8 protein-coding genes are annotated in these 24,489 nt (G+C 71.5%); 3 read left to right on the top strand and 5 right to left on the bottom strand.

The window, feature by feature from the left end; translation table 11 throughout:
- Nucleotides 1-115 precede the first annotated feature (115 nt).
- Entirely contained in the window at nt 116-7,642 is a 7,527-nt protein-coding gene (locus ACIQCH_RS03555; RefSeq protein ID WP_402577485.1) for an SDR family NAD(P)-dependent oxidoreductase, read from the top strand.
- A 48-nt stretch (nt 7,643-7,690) separates the two neighbouring features.
- Here ACIQCH_RS03555 and ACIQCH_RS03550 read toward each other — a convergent pair whose 3' ends face one another.
- Nucleotides 7,691-9,886: an MMPL family transporter gene (locus ACIQCH_RS03550; protein ID WP_402577483.1), complete on the bottom strand. Its 2,196-nt coding sequence runs from the start codon at nt 9,884-9,886 to the stop codon at nt 7,691-7,693.
- 405 nt (nt 9,887-10,291) lie between these two features.
- Here ACIQCH_RS03550 and ACIQCH_RS03545 point away from each other — a divergent pair, with 405 nt between their 5' ends.
- Both ACIQCH_RS03545 and ACIQCH_RS03540 read left to right on the top strand, forming a co-directional pair.
- Nucleotides 10,292-10,699: a hypothetical protein gene (locus tag ACIQCH_RS03545; protein WP_402577481.1), complete on the top strand. Its 408-nt coding sequence runs from the start codon at nt 10,292-10,294 to the stop codon at nt 10,697-10,699.
- Between the two features lie 256 nt (nt 10,700-10,955).
- Entirely contained in the window at nt 10,956-12,239 is a 1,284-nt protein-coding gene (locus ACIQCH_RS03540; protein WP_402577479.1) for a WS/DGAT domain-containing protein, read from the top strand.
- Between the two features lie 53 nt (nt 12,240-12,292).
- Here the strand turns inward: ACIQCH_RS03540 and ACIQCH_RS03535 are convergent, their stop codons facing one another.
- The 4 genes from ACIQCH_RS03535 to ACIQCH_RS03520 all read right to left on the bottom strand — a co-directional run bounded on the left by ACIQCH_RS03535 (nt 12,293) and on the right by ACIQCH_RS03520 (nt 24,221).
- A complete protein-coding gene (locus ACIQCH_RS03535; RefSeq protein WP_402577477.1) occupies nt 12,293-13,807 on the bottom strand; it encodes a class I adenylate-forming enzyme family protein in 1,515 nt (504 codons plus the stop codon).
- A gap of 182 nt (nt 13,808-13,989) precedes the next feature.
- Nucleotides 13,990-14,538 carry a nitroreductase family deazaflavin-dependent oxidoreductase gene (locus ACIQCH_RS03530; RefSeq protein WP_402577475.1) on the bottom strand — a complete coding sequence of 183 codons (549 nt, stop codon included), beginning with the start codon at nt 14,536-14,538 and terminating at the stop codon, nt 13,990-13,992.
- Between the two features lie 41 nt (nt 14,539-14,579).
- Entirely contained in the window at nt 14,580-16,598 is a 2,019-nt protein-coding gene (locus ACIQCH_RS03525) for an SDR family NAD(P)-dependent oxidoreductase (RefSeq protein ID WP_402577473.1), read from the bottom strand.
- Between the two features lie 417 nt (nt 16,599-17,015).
- On the bottom strand, nt 17,016-24,221 hold the full coding sequence (locus ACIQCH_RS03520) for a LamG-like jellyroll fold domain-containing protein (protein ID WP_402577471.1): 7,206 nt from the start codon (nt 24,219-24,221) through the stop codon (nt 17,016-17,018).
- Between the last annotated feature and the right edge of the window lie 268 nt (nt 24,222-24,489).

The following is a 24,489-nucleotide window of genomic DNA, read 5'->3' as shown; positions in this document are numbered from 1 at the left end:
TGAAAGGAATCGGCCCGGGCCGAACGATGGGGTTTTCCGTCCTGGACGCACCTCAGGTGTCGTTACGGTGCGTACCGGTTCGTTGGTTTGCCGGTTCTGCCCAGGAAGGCGCTTCATGTACCAGGAAACGGCCGCTCATGACGAGCGTGCGATCGCTGTCGTCGGAGTGTCCTGCCGTCTGCCCGGCGGCATCACCGGGATGGACGAGCTGTGGGGCGCCCTGCAGGAGGGGCGGGACCTGGTCACCGAGATGCCGGCCGACCGGTTCGACACCGATCGGTTCCTGGACACCGAGATGCCCCGTGTGGGCAAGACGTACACGGCGGCGGGCGGCTTCCTGGAGGAGATCGCCACCTTTGACGCCGCTCACTTCGGTATCTCTCCGAAGGAAGCCGCGCACATGGATCCTCAGCACCGGCTGCTGCTGGAACTGGCGGCCGAGGCACTCGACGACGCGGCGGTCGCTCCGCAGCGGCTGGCCGGAACGGACACCGCGGTCTACATCGGCATCTCCGACGCCAGTTACGCGAGCCTCCACCACTCGAACGCGAGGGGCATGAACGCCTACACGATGTCCGGCGGGGCATCGTCCATCGCGGCCAACCGGATCTCGTACACCTTTGACCTGCGCGGCCCGAGCATGGCCGTCGACACCGCCTGCTCATCTTCGCTGGTCGCCCTCGACCGGGCCTGCCGCACGCTGTGGGACGGCAGCAGCCGCACGGCGCTCGCCGGCGGCGCGAACGTGTTGCTCATGCCGCATCACTACGTGGGCTTCTCCCAGGCTTCCCTGCTGTCCCGGCGCGGCAGGTGCGCGTCGTTCTCCGCCGATGCAGACGGGTTCGTCCGGGCCGAGGGCGGTGCCATGGTGCTGCTGAAGCGCCTGGCCGACGCCCGGGCCGACGGCGACCGGATCCTCGGTGTCATCCTGGGCAGCGGCACCAACTGCGACGGGCGGACCATGGGTTTGTCACTGCCCAGCGCCGAAGCGCAGGAAGACCTGCTCCGCCGGGTCTACGCGCAGGCGGGGGTGCATCCCAACGAGCTGGTGTACCTGGAGGCCCACGGCACGGGGACAGCGGTCGGTGACCCGCTGGAGGCCAGGGCGATCGGACAGGCGCTGGGCATGCGCAGGTTCACGGGGCCGCTCCCGATCGGCTCGGTGAAGAGCAACCTGGGGCACCTGGAGCCAGCCTCCGGCATCGCCGGGCTGTGCAAGGCCCTGCTCGTCCTGCGGCACCGGACGATTCCCGCGTCCCTGCACTCCGAGAACCCCAATCCGGCGATCGACTTCACCGGGCTCGGCATCGACCTCGTCACCGAGAACCGGGCCCTCGCCGAGGCAGCGCGGCCCGTCGTGGGGGTCAACTCCTTCGGCTTCGGAGGAGCGAACGCGCACGTCGTCGTCACCGCGCCGCCCCGGCAGCCGGATCCGGGCTCGGCGATCCGCGTGCCGCCGGAAGGCCTGCCGGTCCTCGTCAGCGCCCGTACGAAGACGGCGCTGGCAGAAGCGGCCGTCCGGATGGCGACCCGTTTGCAGGGTGCCGGCGCCGAGGAGCTGTACGACATCGCCTACACCTCCTGTCGGCGGCGAGGACGGCACGAACAGCGGGCCGTCGTCCTGGCCGCGACGGCCGCAGAGGGCGCACGGCGGTTCACCGCGCTCGCCGAGGGCAGCGCAAAGGAGTCAGTGGCGGCCGCGGTGGGTGGGCGGGTCGCTTTCGTGTACTCGGGAAACGGCTCGCAGTGGGCCGGCATGGCCGCGGACCTGATGGCCGGCAATGAGGTCTTCCGCAGCGCTGTGCGAGGTGTCGATGCGGAGCTGGCACCGCTGCTGGGCTGGTCGGTCGCCGACTACCTCACGCTGCCGGCCGGGCAGTGGCGGCTGGCCGCGACCGAGATCGCCCAGCCGCTGCTGTTCGCCGTCCAGGTCGGCCTCACCGAGATGCTCCGTACGCAGGGTGTGGAACCAACCGTCGTGCTGGGCCACAGCGTCGGCGAGGTCGCCGCCGCCCACGCGGCAGGAGCGCTCACCCTCGCGCAGGCGGCCCTGGTCATCTCGGCCCGCAGCCGGGCGCAGGCGGCCACGGCCGGAACTGGACGCATGGCCGCCGTCGGCCTGGCCCCCGACCGGGCCGCCCGACTGCTCACAAGGTTCGACGGGAAGCTGGAGATCGCGGGCGTCAACAGCGCTTCGGACGTCACCGTGGCCGGAGACGCCGAGGCACTGGCCGCTCTCGGCAAGGAGTTGACCGAGCAGGGCGTCTTCTTCCGTGACCTGGGTCTGGACTACGCCTTCCACAGCCGCGCCATGGACGCGCAGCGCGAGCCTTTGACGGCGGCGCTGAAGGACCTCATGCAGCACCCTGCCGACATCGCCTTCTGTTCCACCGTGACCGGGGCCCGCATGCCCGGCGGTGAACTGGACGCGAACCACTGGTGGGACAACATCCGGCGGCCCGTCGCATTCGCGCAGGCCGTCGAGGGGGCGGTCTCCGAGGGCGCGGACATCTTCCTGGAGATCGGCCCTCACCCCGTGCTGCGCACCTACCTGCGGCGGATCACGGACGAACGCCCGGAACTGCCCACGGTCGTCGTACCTACGCTGCACCGGGACGGCAACGGCCCACGGGCCATGACCACCGCCCGGGAGGTCCTCCTGGCCGCGGGCGCGCACACCGACTGGTCCCGCTACTTCCCCCACCCGGGACGGGTGACCGACCTGCCCGCCTACCCCTGGCAGCGGGAGCGGCACTGGACCGTACCCAAGGAGCGGCTCCACCCCCCGCTGCAGCACCCGCTGCTCGGCAGCCGCGTACCGGCGCCGACCCCGCTGTGGTCCGCACGCGTCCAACCCGCCCTCACCCCCTGGTTGGCCGACCACCGGGTGGGCGGCAGCGTCGTCCTACCCGCCGCCGGGTACGTCGAGATGGCACTGGCAGCCGGCCGGCTGCTGTTCGACGCACCGGCCGAGGTCGAGCACCTCGACATCCACACCGCGCTGATCGTGCCCTGGACGGATCCCGGCGCGCTCACGGTACACACGTCCCTCAGCCCGGACGACGGCACTCTTTTGGTCGCCTGCACCGACGACGATGCCGGCGAGCCCCGCACGCACGCCCGGGCCCGAGTGCGTCGACTCCTGGCCTCACGGCCCGGCCCGCTGCCCCTCGACGCATGGCGCACGCGCTGCAGCAGGGAAGTGACCGCCGAGGAGCACTACGTCGCCTGTGAGGACTCGGGCCTGACCTACGGGCCGTCCTTCCGCGTCCTGACCCGGCTGCACGCGGGTGCCGGAGAGGTCCTGGCCCAGTACACGCACCTGGCACCCGCAGGGCCCTACCACGTTCACCCGTCCCTCCTTGACGGCGCCCTGCAGGCCGGTCTCCCCCTGCTGGCCGACCTGGTGGCCGAGGGGCAGGCCTACCTCCCGGCCGCCGTGGACGCGGTCCGCGTATGGTCCACCCCTGCTCCGGACGGCGTCATCGCGGTCCGGGAACGCTCGCGCACCGGCAACGAGGTCTGCTGGGACGTCACCGTGGCCGACCCGGACGGCACCGTCACGATCCGGCTCGACGGCTGCCGCCTGCGCCGTTTCACCGGTTCCCGCTCCCATCCGGTGGCCGTTCAGCACACGGTCCTGCGCGCCGCACCGCACAACGCCGACACATCCCTTTCCCCCATGCCGCTCCCCTCTCGCGTACTCGAGGCCTGCGCCGCGCGGATCGTCCAGGCCCGATCGGCCTGCCGAGAGCTGCGCTACGCGTCGTTCCGCGAAACGACCAGTGATCTGTTCGCCCGCCAGATGGCCGCGGCGGTGGCTTCCCTGCTGCCCGATCCCGCTGCGTCGTTCACGTTCGACGATCTCGTCACACACGGAGCCCTGGATCGGCACCGGCAGCTGTGGGAAATGACGGCGCCGATGATGGAGCGCTACGGCATCCTCGACCGCGGCCTTGACGGCCGTCACACGTTCACACCGGCCCCGCCCACAACAGTGGCTGCACACCTCACCTACACGGACGGATTCCCCCATGACGTGATCTCGCACGCGTGGATCGCCCACAACGGCGCCCACCTGGCCGACGTTCTGCGCGGTGGCTGCGACCCGCTGGAGTTGCTGGTGGACGAGGGCGTGTCCAACGTGGTGGAGCAGTTCTACAACATCGGGCCGATCTCCCGCTTCTACGGCCGCCTCGCCCGGACACTGCTGGAGCAGATCGTGTCCGAATGGCCCGAGGACCGGCCCCTGAGGATCCTCGAAGTCGGCGCCGGCACGGGCAGCCTGACTGCCGCGCTCCTGCCCGTGCTACATCCGGAGCGGACCCGCTACTGCTTCACCGACACCTCGCCGTTCTTCTTCGCGCGGGCCCGCACCCGATTCGCGGCGCACGACTTCCTCGACTACCGGACCTACGACCTCGACCTCGATCCGGCCGAACAGGGCTTCGCCGCCGGTTCGTTCGATCTCGTCGTAGCCGGGTTCTCCCTGCACACCGCCACTGACCTCGCACCGGCCCTGCGGCGGCTGTCCGGTCTGCTCGCCCCCGGCGGAGCCCTGCTCGCCACGGAGATGCACACCCCGGAGGTCTTCGCTCCGCTCTTCGGCACCCTTGAGAGCTACTGGAGCAACACCGACACCGCCCTACGCCCCCACTCCGTGCTGCTGCCCCGCGGGCAGTGGCCCGGTTTGCTGCGCCAGTGCGGCTTCGCCCATGTCGAGCAGACCGGAGACGACCAAGCCCCCGCTCGCGATGACATCTCGGTCCTGCTGGCAACCGTCGCCACCGGACCGGACCGGGTGGCCCCCGAGCCCTCGCGCCCCACGACGCCGGACGCCCTCTTCCTCGTGACCGCGGAATCCGAGACCGAGCTGCCCCTCGCCCAGGCGCTCACCGGCACCCTCACCTCCTGGGGAGGACGTACGGCTCGGCCCGTTCTCGCACCCGACACCGCTCAGGCTTGGGAAGCGCTGCTGGAGACCACCGACGGCAGGACACCGGCGATCGTCCTACTCCTCGCCGAGAAGGCTGCCCGTCACCCTGACGACCTCGTTTCCGACGCCGTTCAGCGAGCGGAGACCCTCCGGGCCTGCGTCGCCGCCCTGGACCGGCGGAACCCCGGTAGCTCGAGGGCCCGGCTGTGGCTGGTCACCCGGCCCAGCGGGGCCGTCGAGTCCGGCTGCGACATCGAGCAGCCGGCCGATGCCGCGGCCTGGGGCTTGGTGCGCTGCCTGGCCAACGAACATCCGCAGACCCAGTACCGGCGCCTGTCCCTCGCCCGCTGCGCCGATACCGGCCAGGACGCCCGCCGTCTGGCCCGGGAACTGTGGACGCCCACGGACGAGGACGAGATCGTGCTGACCCGTCAGGGCCGATTCGTGGTCCGCGAACAGGTACGGCCCTCGACACGACCGGCGTCCGAAGGCCAGTCGTACACCCTTGAAGTCCGCAGTCCAGGCCTGTCCTATGAACTCGTCTGGAAGGAGAGGGCGCGGCCCCGGCCCGGCGCCGGGGAGGTCCTCATCGAGGTCCGAGCAGCCGGCCTCAATTACCGCGACGTCCTGCGGAGCACCGGTCTGATGCCGGCCGAGGACGCCGAGGGCCTCGCATCCCGCGGCTACGGGATGGAGTGCGCGGGCGTGGTCGTAGCCGCGGGCGACGGTGTGACGCGGTTCCAGCCGGGTGACCGGGTCGCCGGGCTGGCGTTCGCGTCCCTGGGCTCCCACACGGTGGCTCCGTGCGAAGGGCTCTTCCCGCTACCGGATCACGTCACCTTCACCGAGGGGGCCACCATGCCGGTGGCCCATTCCACCGTCGCCTACAGTCTGGGCACCCTGGCACGACTCCAGCCCGGCGAGACCGTCCTCGTCCACGGCGCGGCTGGCGGCGTCGGACTCGCCGCCATCCGCTACGCCACCGCCCGCGGCGCCAAGGTCATCGCCACAGCAGGCAGCGAGATCAAGCGCAACTACCTCACCGCACACGGCATCGAGCACGTCCTCGACTCCCGCACGCTCGCCTTCGCCGAGCACGTCCGCTCCCTCACCGAGGGCCTCGGCGTCGATGTCGTTCTCAACTCCCTGGCCGGAGAGGCCATCACACGCGGCCTCGAACTCCTGCGGCCCGGTGGACGCTTCCTCGAGCTGGGAAAGCGCGACTTCTACGAGAACAAGCCCCTCCTGCTGAAGCCGTTCAAGAGTGACATCGCCTTCTTCGGCGTCAACCTCGACAAGGTCGTCTGTGATCCGGTCCGGCTCGCAGAACTGGTCCACCTCCTCAACGACCCCCGACTGCAGGACGCATTCCGACCCCTGCCCCACTCCGTCTTCCCGGCCGCCAGGGTGAAGGACGCCTTCACCCTCCTCCAGCACTCCCGCCACATCGGCAAGGTCGTGGTGTGCTTCGACCCGCTTGACGAACCACCGCTGGTCGAACCGATCGCCCGCACGCCTCGCCTCGACGGCGAGGGCACCTATCTGGTAACGGGCGGCACCGGCGGATTCGGCGCGGCGAGCGCCGCATGGCTCGCCGATCTCGGCGCCCGGCACATCGCCCTGGTCAGCCGGCGCGGGCCGGAGGCTCCCGAAGCCGAGAGGGTGCTGGCCTCATTGCGGGCCAAGGGAGTGGACACCACCGTCCACGCCGCCGATGTCGCCGACCTCGCCGCCATGACCGCGATCGTGGACGGCCTCGACAGGCAAGGGCATCCGCTGCGCGGTGTCGTCCATGCCGCCATGCACCTAGACGACGAACTCCTCGCCGATCTGGACCGCAGTCGCATCGATGCCGTTCTGCGGCCCAAAATCGGCGGCGCGATCGTGCTGGACCGGCTCACCCGCGGCCGTCCGTGCGACCTGTTCCTGATGTACTCGTCCGTAGCCGCAGTGATCGGCAACTACCGGCAGGCCCCCTACGCCGCCGGCAACCTCTACCTGGAGGCACTGGTCCGCAGCCGCCGCCGGCAGGACCTGCCCGGCATGGCGGTGGCCTGGGGGATGCTGGGAGACACCGGATACGTCGCCCGCAACAACCTGGCCGACACCTTCAAGCAACTGGGCACCCGGCCGCTCTCTCCCGCGGAGGCGTTCACCACGAGTCAGGCTCTGCTCCAGGCGGACGCCGACGTGGTGTCGGTGAACCGTGTGGACTGGTCCCGTACGGCCGGGCTGATCAACCTGTCCGCCAGCCCGCGCCTGGCCCCCCTGGTACCGGCTGGAGGCAAGATCGACAGCGGGCGCGAGGCACTGGGTAGCCGTTTGCGTCGGATGTCTTCCAGCGACTCCCTGACCTGCCTCACCGAGAGCGTTTCGACGCTGATCGCCGGTGTCCTCGAGATGGATGCCCGCGAGATCGACGCACACCACAGGATCGACGACTACGGTCTGGACTCGCTCATGAGCACCCAACTCCTCGTCAAGCTCCAGAACACCTACAACATCGAGATCCCTCCCATGGAGATGCTGCGGTACGTCGGTGGAACCATCGCCGACCTCGCCCGAGCGCTCCACCTGCGTCTCGGATTGGAGCACGGCGTGGAAACCACCCTCGCCGCCCGGCAGGACGATCAGCCGGAGAGCTCCGCCCGTCTTCCCCAGCAGACGCAACCCTCCTTCCGGGACACGACACCAGCCGCGTTCTGAACCCGGCTGCTCGGTGCCGTCCTCAGGTGAACGGCACCGAGCACGGGCTCACCCGGCCTTCTCGTCCACAGGGGCCGGCACCTGGCGACCTTCGGCATCCATCCGTGCGAGAGGGAGGAACGTCGCCGGCGCCGGCTCCACCCGGGACACGGCACCGGTGCGGCGCTGGTGCCAGCGGGCCATGGGGGCGGGGGCCCACCAGTTGGCCCTGCCCAGCAGGCACATCACCGCGGGTACCAGGACGCCGCGTACCAGGGTGGCGTCGACGAGGACCGCGAGGGCGAGTCCGAGGCCAAGCATCTTGAGAATGGTGAGCTGGGAGGTGATCAGCGGGAGCAGGGCGAGGGCGACCAGGAGGGCGGCGGCCGTGATGACGCGTGAGGTGGCCGCGACGCCCGTGACGACGGCTTCCTTCAGAGGCCGTCCCTGGGAATGCTCTTCGAGCACACGGGCCAGGAGGAACACCTCGTAGTCGATGCCGAGGCCGAAGGCGACGCAGAACATGAGCAGCGGGACGGGGAGGATGAGTTCACTGGTGGGGGTGCTGCCGCCGATCAGGCTGAGAAGGTGCCCGTCCTGGAAGACCGTGACGAGGGCACCGAAGGTGGCGCCGAGGCTGAGCAGCCCGACGACGACAGTCTTGAGCGGCAGGACCAGTGAGCCGGTGAGCAGGAACAGCAGCAATACCATGCCGACGACGATCCAGGCGGCCGCGAGGGGCAGCCGTTCGGTCAGGGCGGTTTCGGTGTCCGCCTGGCGCGCGGGCTCCCCGGTCACCAGGTGGTTGTCCGGTGAAGGTGTGGCACGGAGCAGGTCGGTGAGCGCGGCGTGCCGGTCTCGCGACTCCGTGGCCACGACGGCGAGCCAGGTGACGCCGGGAGCGGTGTAGAGGGCGGCCGAGGGTCCGGGAGGGGCGAGTTGCCGCCCGTCGCGGTAGCTGCCTGTGGCACAGTCCACCAGGTCGACGTCGGGCAGCCCGGAGAGTCGGCGGGCGTAGGCGTCCACTTGCGCCTCGTGGTCGAACGCGTCCGTACGGGGCAGCAGCACTTGCAGGGTGCGGTTCCAGGGCACGTCGAACTCGCTGCCGATCTGCCGGGACACCTTGTGCGCTGCGGCCTCGGCGGGCAGGACGCGGACGTCCGCCGGCCCGAACCGGATGTGACCGAACGGCAGGAGAAGGCACAGGAGCAGCCCGGCGGCGCAGCACGCGGACAGCGCGGGGCGCCGGGTGGCGGCGCGTGCCAGGCGGGCCCACGGGAGGGCGGGCCGCGGGCGGATACCGGCAGGGCGTGCGGGACGCCGCAGGCGCTCGCCCAGGAGCAGGAGGGCGGGCGGCAGGAGCAGAAGTGTCGCGGCCGCGGAGAAGGCGACGACGAGCATGCCGGCGAGGGCGATGGACCGCAGGAAGGTGAGGGGGAAGAGGAGCAGCGCGGCCAGGCACGTGAAGATGGTCGCGGCGGAGTAGAAGACCGCTCCGCTGGTGGCCCGAACGGCGGCGGCCGCCGCGTCGCGCACGGAGGCGCCGGCGGCCAGTTCGTCGCGGTGCCGGGCGACGACGAGCAGGGCGTAGTCGACGGCCAGGCCGAAGCCCAGGGCAGCTGCGAGGTTGGGGGCGAACACCGAGACCGGGTAGTGGGGGGCGACCAGCCGCAGGGTCGCGAGGGTTCCGGTCACCGCGAAACCCCCGACCAAGGCCGGGAGCAGAGCGCCCGCGAGGGAGCCGAAAACCACGAGCAACACGAGTACGACCAGGGGGAAGCTGACGAGTTCGGCGGTGAGCAGGTCCGACTTGCTGAGCTCGGAGACCTGGACGCTCACCCAGGAGGCGCCGGTGGCGGAAACACTCAGCGGCCCGTGTTGTCCGACGAGTTGGGGCACCAGCGACCGGGCGGTGTCCACGGCCTGTGCTTCGCTGCCCGCCAGGTCGACCATGACAAGCGCCGTGTGGCGATCACGCGAGAGCAACCGGGCGTCCTGCTCGCTCCAGTAGGAGAAGACGTGCTGCACCCCCCGACGGCCCGCCACGTCCTCGGCGAGGCGCAGCCCCGCGTCGGCGACGGACGGGGCGTCGGCGTCCACGGCAGTGCGGACGCGCAGCACCACGTCGGGGAGCCCGGACCCGAAGCGCTGAGCCAGGAGCTCGTCGGCCCGAGTGGCCTCGGTGCCCTGGGCCACGTAACCGCCGGGCGACAGGCCTGGTGGCATCAGCAGCAGCACCGCCCCCATGAGCAGAGCGGCGAGCAATCCCGAAGCAGCGGCGCGACGCGGATGGCGCAGCACGGCGGCCGTCAAGCGAGCGACGGGGCCGCGGGCCCGCGTGCGGCTGTCTGCCGTACGGGGTGACGGGTGCGGAGTAGCGGGCTTCACGTGGCTGTCCATCCCTAGACTGGCATCACTGTTAGCGTTCATTCGACTTCATGGAGTGACGATATGGGCTGGAAGAGCCACCCGGCCAACGGGGGCGTGCGAAGCCGGGGGTGGACTGCTCGGACCCTGCTCCGAGCCGCACGGGCAGCGGCCGCCGGAGGGCTCGCGCTGCTGACTGCCTTGGGCGGCCAGAGCGCGACCGCATCGCCCTCGGCGGCTCCCGTCCGGGCGGCCGCGGCCGCAGATCTGACGTGCGCCGTACGGACGGTGCAGGGCAGCCCGGTGCGCTTCAGTCCCGCCGTCTCCGGACGGGCCCGGTCCGTCCGGGCCGAGGGCACGGTGGCACTGGAACGCTGCTCCTCGCCCAACGGCAGCCGACGGGCGGTGCAGTCGGGGCGGCTGACGTTCCGCGGGACGGGCACCGCCACCTGCACCAGCCTGCGCGACGTACGCGGCTCGGCGACGGTGACCTGGTACGACGACCGGGGCCGAGAGCTCGGCACCTCCACGCTGACTCCGCGGGCCGATCCGGGAACTCCGCTGAACGCACTGGTCTCCGCCTCCATCACCGAGGGCACGATGGCCGGCCGACAGGTCACCGGCCGCATGCAGCCCACCAGTGACGTGCGCAGCTGCGGCACCCGCGGCCTGAGCAGTACCCACAGCCGCGGCAGCCTGACCATCGGCTGACCCCCGCCCGGACGCCCGTGACCGCAGCCCTCGAACGACGTTCACCGGGCATGAAGAGAACCGTGACGCGTAGGGAACCGGGCCTCACGATGCCGGCTCCGGCCGTCCGCATCGCGTTGAACGACCTCGACTGCCGCCGGAATGACGCCCCATGCTGTTGTCGACGCACAGCCGACCGTCACCACGGATTCACCCGGAGGCCGGGCACCCGGCCCGGCGATGACCGCGAGGCCGTCGCACGCGACAGGCGAGGCCGATGACCGGCATGGACCAACGACGGAGAGGTCTTCCCCGTATCTCGCCGCTCGACTGCGCCTTCCTCAACTACGGCCACATCCACGGCGCGAGGCAGACCTCTGCCGGATTCCTGCTGCTGATGGACGGCGAACCCCCAGGGCGGAGCGAGCTGATCCGTCACGTACAAGAACGGGTGGACCGGTATCCCGCGCTCTCCCTGGGGTTCGGCCTTGACCGTCCGCGGCTGCTCCGCCCCCGCTGGCAGCAGATCCGGAACGTGGATGCGTCACGCCTGGTCTTCGAATGCCGCACCACTCCCGCTGTGCCGATGCTGCAGGACCTGGCCGGCCGTTGCATGGGGGAACTGCCGACCGCCTCGGATGTACCTCTGTGGTCTCTGGGACTGCTGCACGGCACGTCCGGGGAATGGGCGTTGCTGTTCAGGTGCCACCACGCCGCCTATGACGCCGCCCATACGCAGCGGGCGCTGCGGTGGCTCCTGGCTCCGGATCCGGTGGCCGAGGAGAGGGGTGGCGTCACCCGTCCGGCCTGGTCGCCCATGGTGCGGCAATCGATCCGGGGACTTGTATCGATGGGGCGGGGCCTGCTGCGGAACACGGCGCCACAAGTGCCAGCCCTGCGGGCAGGAGCCGAAGAGCCGTGCCGGATCACCTGGGCGCACAGTCCGCTGGCCACCTTTCGTGACATCGCCCGCAAGCACGACGTCACCGTCAACACGGTGTTCCTGACCGCCTTGACCCTGGCCCTGCGGCGACACTTGGAGGCCGGGGGCAGTTCCGTACCCGACGCCGTCATCGCCACGGTGCCCATGATGCTGCCGGGGAACACTTCCCGCCTCCCGGTCGGGAACAACATCGCCTGCACACGGCTACGGCTTCCGCTCCGTCTCACCGACGCGCACGAGTGCCTGCGGCACCTGCACGAAATGAGCACCGTCGCCAAGAGGAACGGTCACCGCGAGGGAGGCCGCGCCACGGTCCGGCTCGGCCACATCCTACCGGCACGCGCGGCCGGAGTTCTGCTGACTGCCGCGGTGCATCCCCGATGGAGCAATCTCGTGGCGACGAACGTGGGCATGGTGGAAGGTCCACTGGCCTGTGGGCGCGCCGAAGTCCGAGCGGCGGTCGTCACCACAATCCGCCCACCGGGCGGGGGGCTGACCGCCTCCGTCGCCACTTATAAAGGCACGGTCACCGTCGCCTTCACCGTCGACCGCCGGACCGATCCGCACCTCGACCTCCCGCGCCACTACGCAGCGGCGCTGGAGGAACTGCGTCGATGAAATCGGTCAAGCACCAGCACAGGGGGCGTGAGGAACTGCGGCGCGAGTGGCGGTCATGAGCCGGGCAGTCCTGCGGGGACGGGGCCCGCGGTGGCGCTGGGGCGGACCTCGGCCCGTAGCGCCTTGCGGTCGAGCTTGCCGGTGGGTGAAATCGGCAGACGGTCGGTGAAGTCCACGGTGTGCGGCAGCTTGTAGCGGGCCAGTCGTGTCCGGCAGTGCGCGAGCAGTTCCTCGGCCGAGACCCGGCGATCCTGCCGTACGATCACCAAAGCGTGCGGGACCTCGCCGCGCCCGGGGTCCGGCCGACCGAACACCGCAGCCTCGGCGACCGAGGGGTGGGCCCGCAAGGCTTCCTCGATCTCGCCCGGGTGGACGGTGTAGCCGCGGGTGAGAATGACGTCCTTGCTGCGCCCGGTCAGCGTGACACAGCCGTGTGCGTCACGCCGGGCCAGATCACCGGTGTGCAGCCAGCCGTCCTCATCGCAGAGCGACTCCAGGGCACCGGAACCGGTGCGGCGACCCGGGGTGACCTGGGGGCCGCGGACATGCAGTTCGCCCTCTGCGCCGGGCTCTGCGAGGGTGCCGTCCGCCTGCACCAGGCGCATCTCCAGGCCGGGGACCGCCGCTCCGGCGCTGCCGGGGCAGCTGTCCGGCAGCGGACCCAGGCCCGGGCCCGCCAGCTCGGTCATGCCCCAGCTCTCCCACAGGCGCACACCGGTCCGCTCCTGCCAGGCACGTCGCAGCTCGGCAGGCGCCTGCTGGCCCGAACTCAGACAGTGCCGCAGTCCGACCGGCAGGGCACCCGCGGTCAGGAGCCGGCCGTACACGGTGGGAACTGCCTCCACGACCGTGACCCCGTGGCGGACCATGCGTTCCGTCCAGCGTCCGGCGTCGAACGCCTCGGGCGTGACGACGAGGGTGGCACCGGCCAGCAGTGTGGCGGCGGTGACGAGGTGCCCGTAGGCGTGCGCCATCGGGAGGGGCAGCGCCACCATGTCGTCCCGCGTGCGGTGCAGCGCCTGCCAGTATGCGGTGGTGCGGTGCAGGGCCCGCTCGGTCTGGACGACCGCCTTGGGTGCACCTGTCGTCCCCGAGGTGTGCATGAGCAGGCACGGCGCTCCCGGCGCCCGCTCCGAAGGCGGTGCGAACGGCATCGGACCGGCACCGACCGCGGGCGGGATCGGCCCGACGACATGCACCGCTGGACGTTCGGGACCCAGCCGGGCGGCCAACGCCAGCAGGTCCTCCTCGCGTTCCGGCGAGCACAGCACGGCGCGGGGACGCAACTCGTCCAGGACCCGCGCGATTTCGGTATCGGTGAGGGCGTCGTTCAGAGGCGCCCCGACCAGGCCGGCCTTGAGTACGGCCAGGTGCGCTGCGAGCCAGGGGGCGCCGTTGGGCAGCAACACGACGGTGTTCCCCCGGCCATCCGCGGGAAGAGCCGTGGCAAGGGCCGTCGACCAGCGGTCGAGGAGTGCGTACGACACGGTGGCGAGGTCATCGACGACGGCGGGGCGGTCACCTCCCTCTGCCACGGCTCCGAGCAGGGCTCGGCGAAAGGCACTCACGTGAAACTCCTTTCCCGGCGAATCCCGGCCGGGGCGAGTGGCGGTGGGGACAGGTCCTGCGCAAAGGACACGATCACCCAAAGGTCGCCCTGTGTGATGATGGAGGGACTCTACGTGACCCTTGGGGGGGGCGTGACGGACGTTGGGCCGTTCGAGATGCCACCAGGTCCGGCTGTCCGTGCTCACTCTTCCGGCACATGGCCATCACGCCGACCGGGGTCGAGGCGGAAGACCCGGATCTCGCGATGAGCTGCGCGGGCAGCGTAGTCGCCGTAGACGGGCAGGAGGGCCAGCAGCGTTGGCCACACGGTCTGTTGTTCCTCCGGGTCCAGGAGGCGGGCGGTGACGGGGTGGCGTCGGTCGTTCCAGGTGAGGTGCGCGTGCGCGTGGTGGAGAAGGTTGGTGCTCCAGGCGGGATGGTGCGGACGGCCGAAGTTGGTCGCGGCGACCAGCCAGCCGCCACCGGGGAGGGGGTGCGCGCACACGGGCACGGCACGCGGGCGGCCGCTGTGGCGTCCGGTCGTCGTCAGTAGAACGGTGGGCAGGACGAGTTGGGACGGCAGCCATCGCCCGCCTGTCAGCCGGTGCGCGGCCAGGTCGCATACCGGAAGCCACGGAGCTGCCGCCCGCAGGAAGAGCCCGGAGGCCCCGATGCGGCACACGAGCCGACGGGCCTTGGCCGGGAAGCGGGCGGCGGTCGCATCCGAGTGGGTGTCAGTGGGCGCGGGCAAAGGGGGTGCGATCGCGCGCCGGGACGGGTACGGGCCGGCCATCAGGCGACACGGCCGCGGTGGACGGCGGTCGTGCACAGATCCCGGAGGCCGTCGCGGGCCGGTGTAGCGGGCAGATGGTCTTCGGCCTGCACCCATGCCTCGTTCACCAGGCGGTCGGCTTCACGTACGCACCGGTCGAGCGCCCCGGACGCCTCGATCTCCTTCACCACGCGGGCCGCGCCGGCTTCGTCGAGGCCGGACGTGATCTGCCGCCACAGCGCGATGGCGTCGCGGCGGGGCAGGAGGGCGGCGGCATGCGCGAGGGGGAAGGTCACGCGGGCGTTGTACAGGTCCTCGGCCACCCGCTTGGTCAACACTCCTTCATGGCGCACGCCTTGGAGGTCGGCGATGTCGTCGGTGATCTGATAGCCGACACCGACCGCCTCACCCAACACGGCGAGCGCCTGCCGCTGTGCCGGAGTGCCGCCCGAGACCAGGGCAGCAATCTCGAACATCGCCCCGACAGCCGCGCCGGACTTCAGACGGTGCGTGAGCGTCAGAAGCTCCAACACGACATCGACGTCCCCCTCCCGCAGAGCGTTGTCCATCTCCAGGTGGTGGCCTTGCAGATCGAGGGCCTGCCCAGCGTGCGCGGCCCGCAGCCCGCCCAGGTACACCTCGTAGACCGCAGTGCGCAGCGGCGGGTCGTCGGGCAGGGCCAGCCGGATGGCCCGGTCCATACTGAGGTATGCGGCCGTGCCCGCGTTGATGACCGTGGCGGCGCCGTGAACGAGGTGGGCCGCCCGGCGGCCACGGCGGAGCGGCGCCTCGTCCTGGATGTCATCGATCATCAGCGAACCGGTGTGGATCAGCTCGCACGCCGCCATCAAGGGCCCATACCGGTGGCTGTCCGCGCCCAAGGCCTCGATCACCGCGGCCATGAGACGGGGCCGCCACCGGCGGCCGCCACCGTCCAGCAAATGCCGCACGGGGGCGACCAACGCGGCGTGCAGACGCCGCTCCAGCCGCGCCGCGGCGTACGGCCCGCAGGGCACGGTAGTGGTGGCGAGCAGTTCGGCACTCAGACCCGGCCGGGGGCGGCCCGGGCAAAGTCGCTCGATGTCCTCGGCGAGTGTCGGCACAGCCGTTCCGGCGGAGGGTGCGGGGGCCGGCTGCCGCACCCGGAGGGCGGCTGCGGCGTACTCCGTCAGGTGCTCGCGGTAGGCGGCCCGCTCGTCCTCGGCGGGCGCGTGCCCGATCGCATCGAGGGCGAGGAGGTCGTCGGCGAGGTCCCGCAGCCGCTGCGGGAGCAAGGCGGCACCGGCCAACGCCCATCCCAGCCGGCGCGGCACGACCACCCGCGCCCGCGGCCGATCGACCACCCGCACCACCATCGCGGCCACCTGCTCCGGCTGTACGGCCCGCAGCAGACGGGCGCGCAGTCCGGCGGCCGCGGAGGTGTCCACCAGGTAAGGCAGGACAGCGGACACGTGCACCCCGCCGGCCCGCCCCTCACGGCGCAGCGCCTCGGACAGCGCCAACACCCCCGCCTTCGTCGCGCCGTAGACGGCCAGCCCGGCGAGCGGCTTGAGGGCGCACACGCTGGCGATGTTGACGATGTGCCCACCCCCCTGGGCGTGCATCACCGACCACGCCGCCCGGCACCCCGACACCACACCCCGCAGGTTGACGTCGAGGGTGTGGTCCGAGTCCTGGACCGGCTGCTCGCCGAAGGGCGCATCCGCGATCACCCCGGCGTTGTTCACCCACACGTCGAGACGGCCGAACTCCTCCAGCGCGGTCCGCGCCAGCACATCCGCCGCGTCCGAACCACGCACGTCCGCGACCACCGCCCGTGCGCGCGGGCCCGAGACGGCGACGGTCGCCTCAAGCGCCGCCGCATCGCAGTCGCCGAGCACAAGACCGAACCCTGACGTGGCGAAAGCCCTGGCCACCGCCTGGCCGATGCCGCGGCCCGCGCCGGTGACCACCGCGACCCGCCCTTCGTATCCGACCGCAGACCCGCTGATCGCCCAGCCTCCCCGTCGCCCGTCCCAGCGGCCCACCGCGCCGGTCACATGCCCAACGCGGATCAGGTGCGGGAGGAAACCGGTTGCACCGCCACGTCACCCCAGTGGGGCTCCCACCGCGGGCCGCCGGTCCGAAACCACCATGTCACCCCCTCGCACTGCCGGCGCAGCCGCTCCGGGTACGGGGCACGAAGCAGGGAGTCGGCGGATCGTCCCCGCGGGGCATGGGACATGCGCGCCTGTCTGCGTGGGCAGGGAAAGGCGGGGACGCCAGCCGATGTCTGCGCGGCTCCAAGGGGCCGCACCCCGGCCGGTGGCCGACAGCTGGGACAGCCGGCTGTCCGGCTCTGCGACGGGCCTGCGGTGCGCATGCCGCGCGCGGGCCGCCACGCCCGGTCCGCGAAGGGATTCCGGGCGGGCGGCCCGAGGTCACCTCACCTCAGCCGACGCCGGCCGCGTTCGCGGTCAGTGCACGTTGCGGTAGTCCGCGAACAGGCTGACGATCGTGTCCTTGTGCACCACCAGGTCCGGAAGCGCCTGCCGGATGCCGGCCTCCACCTGCCGCCGCAGCTCCTCACGCTTCACGACCGCCGGGTCCACGTACGGGTCCAGCCGCCGCACCAGCTCGAAGTTGGAGCCGATGTCGGCGCCGCGCATGGCCTTCTCCAGCACCCCAGTGATCTGCTCCTCCTCGGGCGGCAGCTTGCGGCTGACGAAGGTGACCCGGTGCAGCACCCGCCAGCAGGGCGGCTTGTGGTCCGACTGTTGCGCCTGCTTGAGGGCGAGCGCGTTGCGGTCCCCGGAGTCCAGCCACTCGCCATCCACGACCTTGCCGTAGAAGTCTTCGAAGTTGGCCCGGTCCGCGTCCAGGTAGAAGGTCATGAACCGGTACGCGTCCACCCGGCCAGGGATCTCCACCGCGTCACCCGAGGGCTTGAAGACCGGCTCGTAGTCCTCGTCGTACTTCTGCATGTCCCCGGGTGTGTCGAGGGAGACCTCCAGGCTGAAGGAGCGCGTGGACTCCTTGCTCCTGGACCGGCTGCTGCTGATGGAGCCGCCGAACGACGCGTCGTACTGGAAGCCGACGCCCACGCCGAAGATCTCGAAGCTGGTGGACATGCCCACCGAGGCCAGGCCGTTGAAGTGGTACGAGCCGCTGTTCGTCTCCGTCACCACGTCGGTGGTACCGGTGCTCTCCGCGAAGAACCCGCCGTCCGCCGACCACACGTAGGTGTTGACGATGTCCCGGCGGGACAGCCCGGCCGCGTCGCGCCGCTGCTTCTCCTCGTCCTTGCGCGGCCCGGGGATCGGTCCGGTGAACCGGCTCAGCAGTTCCCGGGCCACCGCCGCCGTCGGGTCGGCGTACCCCTTGGTCGGGTCGACGGCCTCGTAGAAGGCCTGCCGGCGCTGCTGGTCCTCCACGATCCGCCGCTTCAGCCGGTAGGCCTCCCTCGGCTTGTAGTAGCTGTACTCGCCGTAGTCGGCGGCGTCCTGGTAGTCGGAGTCCAGCCGCCGGTTCCAGCGCTCCCCGTCCTTGGAGTACCCGGCCTTGCCGTCGAGGGTGCCCTGCTTGACGTACCTCGGGTTGATCTTGAAGGGAATCAAGTTCCAGTCGCGCGGGATGTCTGGGTTCGGCAGCATCCGGTACGAGACCACCGCCCCGCTGTGCGCGACCCGCAGCGCGAACACGTCGGCCGTCTCCGACTGCACGAGCGCGTAGCCGGTGTTGGACGGGGCGAAGCGCCTACCGCCGTTGTCGATGAAGGCCTTCTTCTCCGCCTCGTCCGTCGGCTCGGCCTCCCAGCCCCCGCTGAGCCCGATCATCGTGGCCCGCTCGGTCGACTGCCCCTGGGAGACGGCCGTCTCGTCGCCCCACCCGTCCGAGAACTCCAGGCTGCCGCCGCCCTCGACGTCGAAGTCCGTCTCGACGACGGGCGTGGCCGTGCCGAAGCCGAGCGGCGCGGTGATCATCAGGGTGTCGGGGCCGCCCTGGCTGGAGAACTTGACCGCGTGCGCGTGGTCGAGAGTCTTCTCGCCGCCCGAGGTGAGCGTCTGCACCACCTCGTCGGCCTGCTTGAACTCGACCGTGGCCGCGTTGATGTAGGTCTGCGCCCCCGCCGCCCGGGTGGCGATCAGGTTCTCCGCGGGGATCGGCGGCGCTCCCTCGATGTAGCCCATCAGCTGGGGCGCGAACTGCGCCTGACCGACCCACTCGGAGACCAGGTCGCCCAGCTTGTAGCCGGTGATCAGGTTCCAGGTGCCGTCCTGGAGGTACGCGTACGCCCGCTTGAGCACGCCCCGGGTGGAGCGGTCGGAGAGCCGCTGGAGGTCCGCGTACTCGCTGACGGCCGGGGTGGCGCCGATCGTCTGCACGAACCGGTCCTGCGCGGTCACGAAGACCGGCCGCACCTCGGGCGTCTCGGAGGAGATCGGCGCGGTGGACATCAGCGGATCCGGGCGCCCGTCCGCCCCCGGGGGCAGCGCCAGGTGCAGGGCGCGCGGGCCGTGGTCGCGCAGCTCCGCCGCGTCGGCCGTGGTCGACTCGTCGTCGAACGGGTAGTAGGCGAGCAGGTCCGCTGCCTCGCCCGTCAGCCGGCCGAACATGCTGTCGAGGAGCTGCTCCTCGCTGCGGGCGGTGCGCCAGATGCGCACCTCCTCCAGCACGCCCTGGTAGCGGTCCACGGCCCCGGAGGCGTCGGAGCGGCCGCCGAGGCTCATCTGGGCCGGCCCGTAGTCGCCCGCCGCGGGTGCCTTCGCCGCAGGGGTCGGAGTGGCCTCGGTGGCCCGGCCGTCCACGTACAGCCGGAACCGGCTGCCCTTGGGGTCGGGGTTCTTCGTCCACTTCGCCCCGTGCAGGCGCGCGGGGTGGCTGCCGGATTCGTCCTGGGCCGCGTTGCCCTCGTTCTCCTCGAACCGCCAGTGCGCCACAAGGCCCTCGGGGCGGACAGCCCCGTCGATCGGACCCGGTTCGGCGGAACCGGCACCGGATGCCTCGGGGGTGAACGGGATGTCCACGCCGAGGTCCTCGGCGGCCCGGGCCACGTTCCAGATCCGCACCTCGCTGATCTCGCCCGTGAAGGACTCGACGGCCGAGCCGTGCCGGACGCGGCCGATCTCCAGCGGGCCCGGGTGTGAGAGGTCCGGGGCGTCGTAGTAGCGGGATGTACCGGCGTCCTGCCCGTCGATGCGGAAGGAGATCTCGGTCCAGCGGCTGACGACGATCGATTCGATGACGTCCATCACCACGCTCTGGGACTTACCCCCGACCTTCATGTCCGCATTGCGGGTGCCCTTCTTCTCCTCCCGGGAGTCCCCCAGCCTGCGGACGACCGCGATCCGGTGGAAGGTGTCCTTCGTGACCGCCTTGTCGGAGGTGTGGACGACGCGTGCGCCGTCCCGGCCCTCGAAGGAGAAGACCAGCTTCCCGTCCGTCGCGATGCCGAGTTGGTAGGGCACCTTGCGGCCGCGCCCGTCGTCGATGCGGCCCTTCGACAGGACGCCCTGCGGCTTCGACAGGTCGCCGGTCCGCAGGAACGCCTCCAGGGTGAGGTCACGGCCGATGTTCAGGTCCGATGCGTGCGGGGCCTCGGCGTACACGCCTTTCGCGAACTTCAGCGCCCAGGACTGCTCGTACGCGGCGGCGACATGCGTCCAGCGGTCGACGGGGACGGTGGCGGCGGAGGTGACGAACCGGTCGCCGACGCCCGCGACCAGCACCCTGGCCCCCGACGCCTGCCGGCCCGCGGCTGCGCCGAAGGCCAGCGTGAACTGCGTGTCGGCGCTCGCCGGACCGGTGTTGACGTGGACGATCCGCCGGGTGTCCTCGGCGGTCGTACCGGCGGCCGGCTTCACCCACGCCTCGACGGTGAGGTTGTCGGCCAGGCTGACGGCGGACAGCCCGCTCTCCGTGTCCGCCAGCGCGGGCGGGGTGGTGCCGGCCGCGAAGGTGAGGGCGCGGCCGGGCAGGTCGCTCCACCAGGACGGCAGCCGCGCCGAACCGGCGGCCTGCGCGGTCCCGTCGGCCACGGCGCCGACGGCTGTGCCGGCCTTGTTGGCGAGGGTCGCGGTCACGTAGCGGGAGCCCAAGCGGGCGTGCCCGCCGGGCCGGGTGTGGGAGACCAGCGCCGGGGTGTACGAGACCAGGTGCACGGAGGCGTCGGCCGCGATGGCGGGAGCGGGGACCGGCAGGTGCAGCCGGATCTCGGTCGCGCCGGCCTCCACCTCCATGGCGACGGCGTACGCGGCCTCATCCACGGTCACGAGATCACCGGCGGCGAGCGAGACTGCGGCTCCGGCCTTCACGGTGAGCACGTTCTCCTTGGCGGAGGCCACGGTGCCGACGGCCACCGGCTGGAAGCGGCGGCCGTTGAGGGCTGCGGCGAGGCTCTCGGCCTTGCGGGGCAGCAGCCGCCAGGTCTCGGTGTCGAGCACCTTGCCCGGTACGGCCCCGCCCCCGGTGCCCTTCTCCGGGGCCTCGCCGATCTCCCGGAGGGTCAGGGTCAGGGTGCACAGCCCGGGCACGGGCGGCTCGGAGGCCGTGACCTCGATCGTCACGTCGGCCAGGTCCACGCCCGCGTCCCGGGCGGTGAGCAGGACGTCGGTGTCCTGGGACGCGGTGAGCTTCTTGGTCGAGCGGTCCACGTTGGTGTCGTAGAACAACCCGGTCAGGGCCTGCTTGTCGTCGCGGTAGTAGAGCCCGAGGTGGCCGGTGCCGCCGGAGGCCAGGAAGGGGGACCCGGCGGCGGCGGAGAATCCGAGAAGCGCCCCCGACCAGCCCAGACCGAGCCGGTCCTGGCCCAGGTTCACCATCGGCAGGGACTTGGTGCTGCGGCCCTTCGTCCCCTCGGTGATCTGCCCGAGGCGCGCTTCCTTCTGGGCGATCTCGGTCTGGATGCGCTGGATCTCCCGGTCCCACGCCGCCCGCGCGGTCTCCTCGTCCTCGATGGCGCCGAGACGCTTGAGCGCGGCGTTCACCTTGGCGGCTGCGGCGGTTTCGGAGTCGCCGGTGGGGGTCAGGGGGACGAGGAACAGGGTGGTCCGCGAGGAGGCGTCCCCTACCCGCCTGAGCCGATGGAAGAACGACGTGTCGGCGAGTGTCATCGACGACCCGGTCCAGGTCAGGTGCCGGTCCGTGCCTTCGACCTGCCACGTGTTCTCCCCGATCTTCTTCCGGGGGGTGAACTGCGCTCCGTACAGCGAGAGGCCGTCGGCCGACGTGCTGAATCCGTCCGGGCTGAAGAAGACGGGCGCCTCTCCCCCGAGCGTGACCGTACGGGAGTCCTTCGCGGTTCCGAGGGACTTGGCGGCTTCAACGTTCTTGACGGTGGCCCTGTCGGGGACGCCTTCGCTGTCCGACCACCCCTTATAGGTGATCGTCCACTGGTCCTGTCGGTCCGTGGCATCAGCGGAGCCCGTCACCAGGACCGGGGTGAACCCACCCCCCTTGGCGGCCTGCTTGGCCGTCAGATGGTGGAAGGACGACTCCGATGTCCCGACCTCCGGTTCGTCGGAGTCGTACTCGTACCCACGGGCCTGCCCGCCCTCCGTCACCTCCGCGTACACCAGGCAGTCCGTGGCCTTGTCCGGGCTCAGCGTCAGGCTTGTGGTCTTCTCCAGTGCCTTGCGGAGGTCGTCCCAGACCCGGGACGGTGTGGCGATGTCCGCGTCGAGACCGGCCTTGGCCTCCTCGGCCTCCTTCACCTGCTCGCGGAGCGCGACCAGCTCGGCCTTGAGGCGGTTCTCCTCGGCCGGGTCGACCTGCTCGGCCGTCGCGCCCACGACCGGCAGGTCGAGCACGTCCGGGAGCTGCACGAGCCGCCCGTCGCGGCCGATCGCCAGGTCCAGCGCGGCGATCTGCCCCGCGGCCTCCGCCTCGTCGCCCCCGGCGTTGCTGCGCCAGGTGAGCAGGACCCGAGCCTGCCGCTGCAGGGGGCGGACCGCCCCGCTGCCCGTCGTGCCCCGCTCCTGCTGCTGGTAGACCGCAGCGGACAGCCCGCCCGAGACCGTGCGGCCCGTGACCGCGAAAGAGTCGCGGCGGATGCCGGGGGAATCGGTGATCGGGGCGCCCGAGGTCACCCACTGCGGGGTGCCGCCCTTGAGCGTGGCGTGCGCGGCGTGCGGCCCCTGGTCGTAGGCGGTGGCGCCGGTCGACTCGTCGAAGCGGTAGTAGGCCACGAGCTCCGGTTCGTCGCCGATCAGACGCTGCCACATGGTCTCGGCGATCCGCGTGGTCTGCCGGGCCCTGGACCAGACGCGGACTTCGTCCAGCGTGCCGGAGAACGCCCCTTCCGTGGCGCTCTTCGCGCCGAGGACGAGGGTCGTACCGGCCTTGGCCACGGCGGCGAGGGCCGCGCTGGTGACGGGGTCGCCGTCGACGAAGAAGGCGGCCTTCGCGCCGTCGTACACGGCCGCCACGTGCATGTATTCGCCGGCCGGGACCAGGCCGTCCGGCGTCGTGACCGTGGTGGCGCCGTGGGCCAGGGTGAGCGCGCCCGCCGCGGTGACGGCGAAGGTGATGCCGGTGGCTCCCGTGGACAGCAGGGTGCCGCCGGCCGCGTCCCGCTCAGTCCACGCCTCGACGGTGTAGGCGCCGGTACCGAGCCCCGCGGGCGCCACCGCCTCGCCGCGGAACGCGTTCTCCGAGCCGGGGAAACGCAGCGCGGACTCGGCGAAGTCCGGCTCCGGCACGACGGGGATCAGAGGGTGGTCGGTGAACGGGCACTTGCCGGGCTGCCGTTCGAGGACGGAGTCCTCGTGCTCCGGCTCGGGGCTGGTCCACAGCTGCCCGCCCTGGGTGTCGAAGAGACCGTCGTCCGCCTGCCCGACGTTGACGGCGTCGATCCGCCCCGAGGCCGCGTTGTGGACGAAGAACTGCCAGCGCCGGGTGTCGGCGATGATCGTCGGGAGCAGCAGGACGGAGAACCGTCCCTCCGTCGGCGTGCCGGCGAAGCCCACCTCCTGCGTGGGCTCCTGGAACGGCTTGTCGTCCATGTCCACCGTGCCGAGCGAGTCCTTCGCCGTCGCCGGCCGGGTGCGGTGCCGGCTGCGGCGGTAGCGGACCTCCTTGACGGGCCGCAGTTCGGAGCCCGCGAGGACGAACCGGTCGCACAGCAGGGCACCCGCCGCGACGGCCGCGCTCTGCCCGTCGTCCGTGGCCGGGGCACCGGTCAGACGGCCCTTGGCCGTGCGGTACACGGCGTCCGCGTGCCCGGCAGCCACGGCCTGCCGGAACACGAACACGTGGCGGCCGTCCGAGACCACCTGGAACGGGACGGCGGCGGTGAGGCGGCCCGTCCCCGAGCGGAACGGATCGACCTCGTCGTCCGGAACCACCTCTTCCGGCCCCAGCTCGACCCGGCCGCCGAGACGCACCCGCGGCAGCGGCTCGGCGCCGATGACGGAGGCGCCGGCGCGGGTGATCTCCGTCGGGAACGGCACGGGGCGGGGGTCGTCGGCCCAGTGGCGGACGTCGAGGTCGGCGTGGCCGATGCCGTCGTCGTCATGGGCCGGGGCGACCTTGGAGTCGAGGTCGAGGACGCTGTAGTACAGGCGCCGCTCGTCGTCGAGGGCGAAGGCGATCACGGTGCCCTGGTGCCGCACCATCGTGGTGTGGACATAGGTCCGGTCGCTGTACGTCTTGAGCCTGTTTCCGGCTGGGCGTTCGATCGACACGTGCGGGAATTCCCTCCTGGAGGACCACGCGGCCCTCTCGCCCGCCTCCCTCCCCCATGACACGCGCCCCCACCGGGCCCGGACCGAGGTTGGCGGGAAAGATCCACTGCTTCCGGCGAGAGTGCGCGCCGAACCAGGGGGGACGCTGCAAGGTTGGCCGAAGTGCCTGTCATCCGAACGGGTCACCTCGGGTTTGCGTCACCTTGTCGGCAGGAGGGACGGGGTAGGAGGTCTCGCCGCCGACTTCCCGTACGACGGACGAAGGGCA

The organism is Streptomyces sp. NPDC093225 (assembly GCF_044753805.1).
Lineage (GTDB): Bacteria > Actinomycetota > Actinomycetes > Streptomycetales > Streptomycetaceae > Streptomyces.
This window is presented reverse-complemented; position numbering and strand designations above follow the sequence as displayed.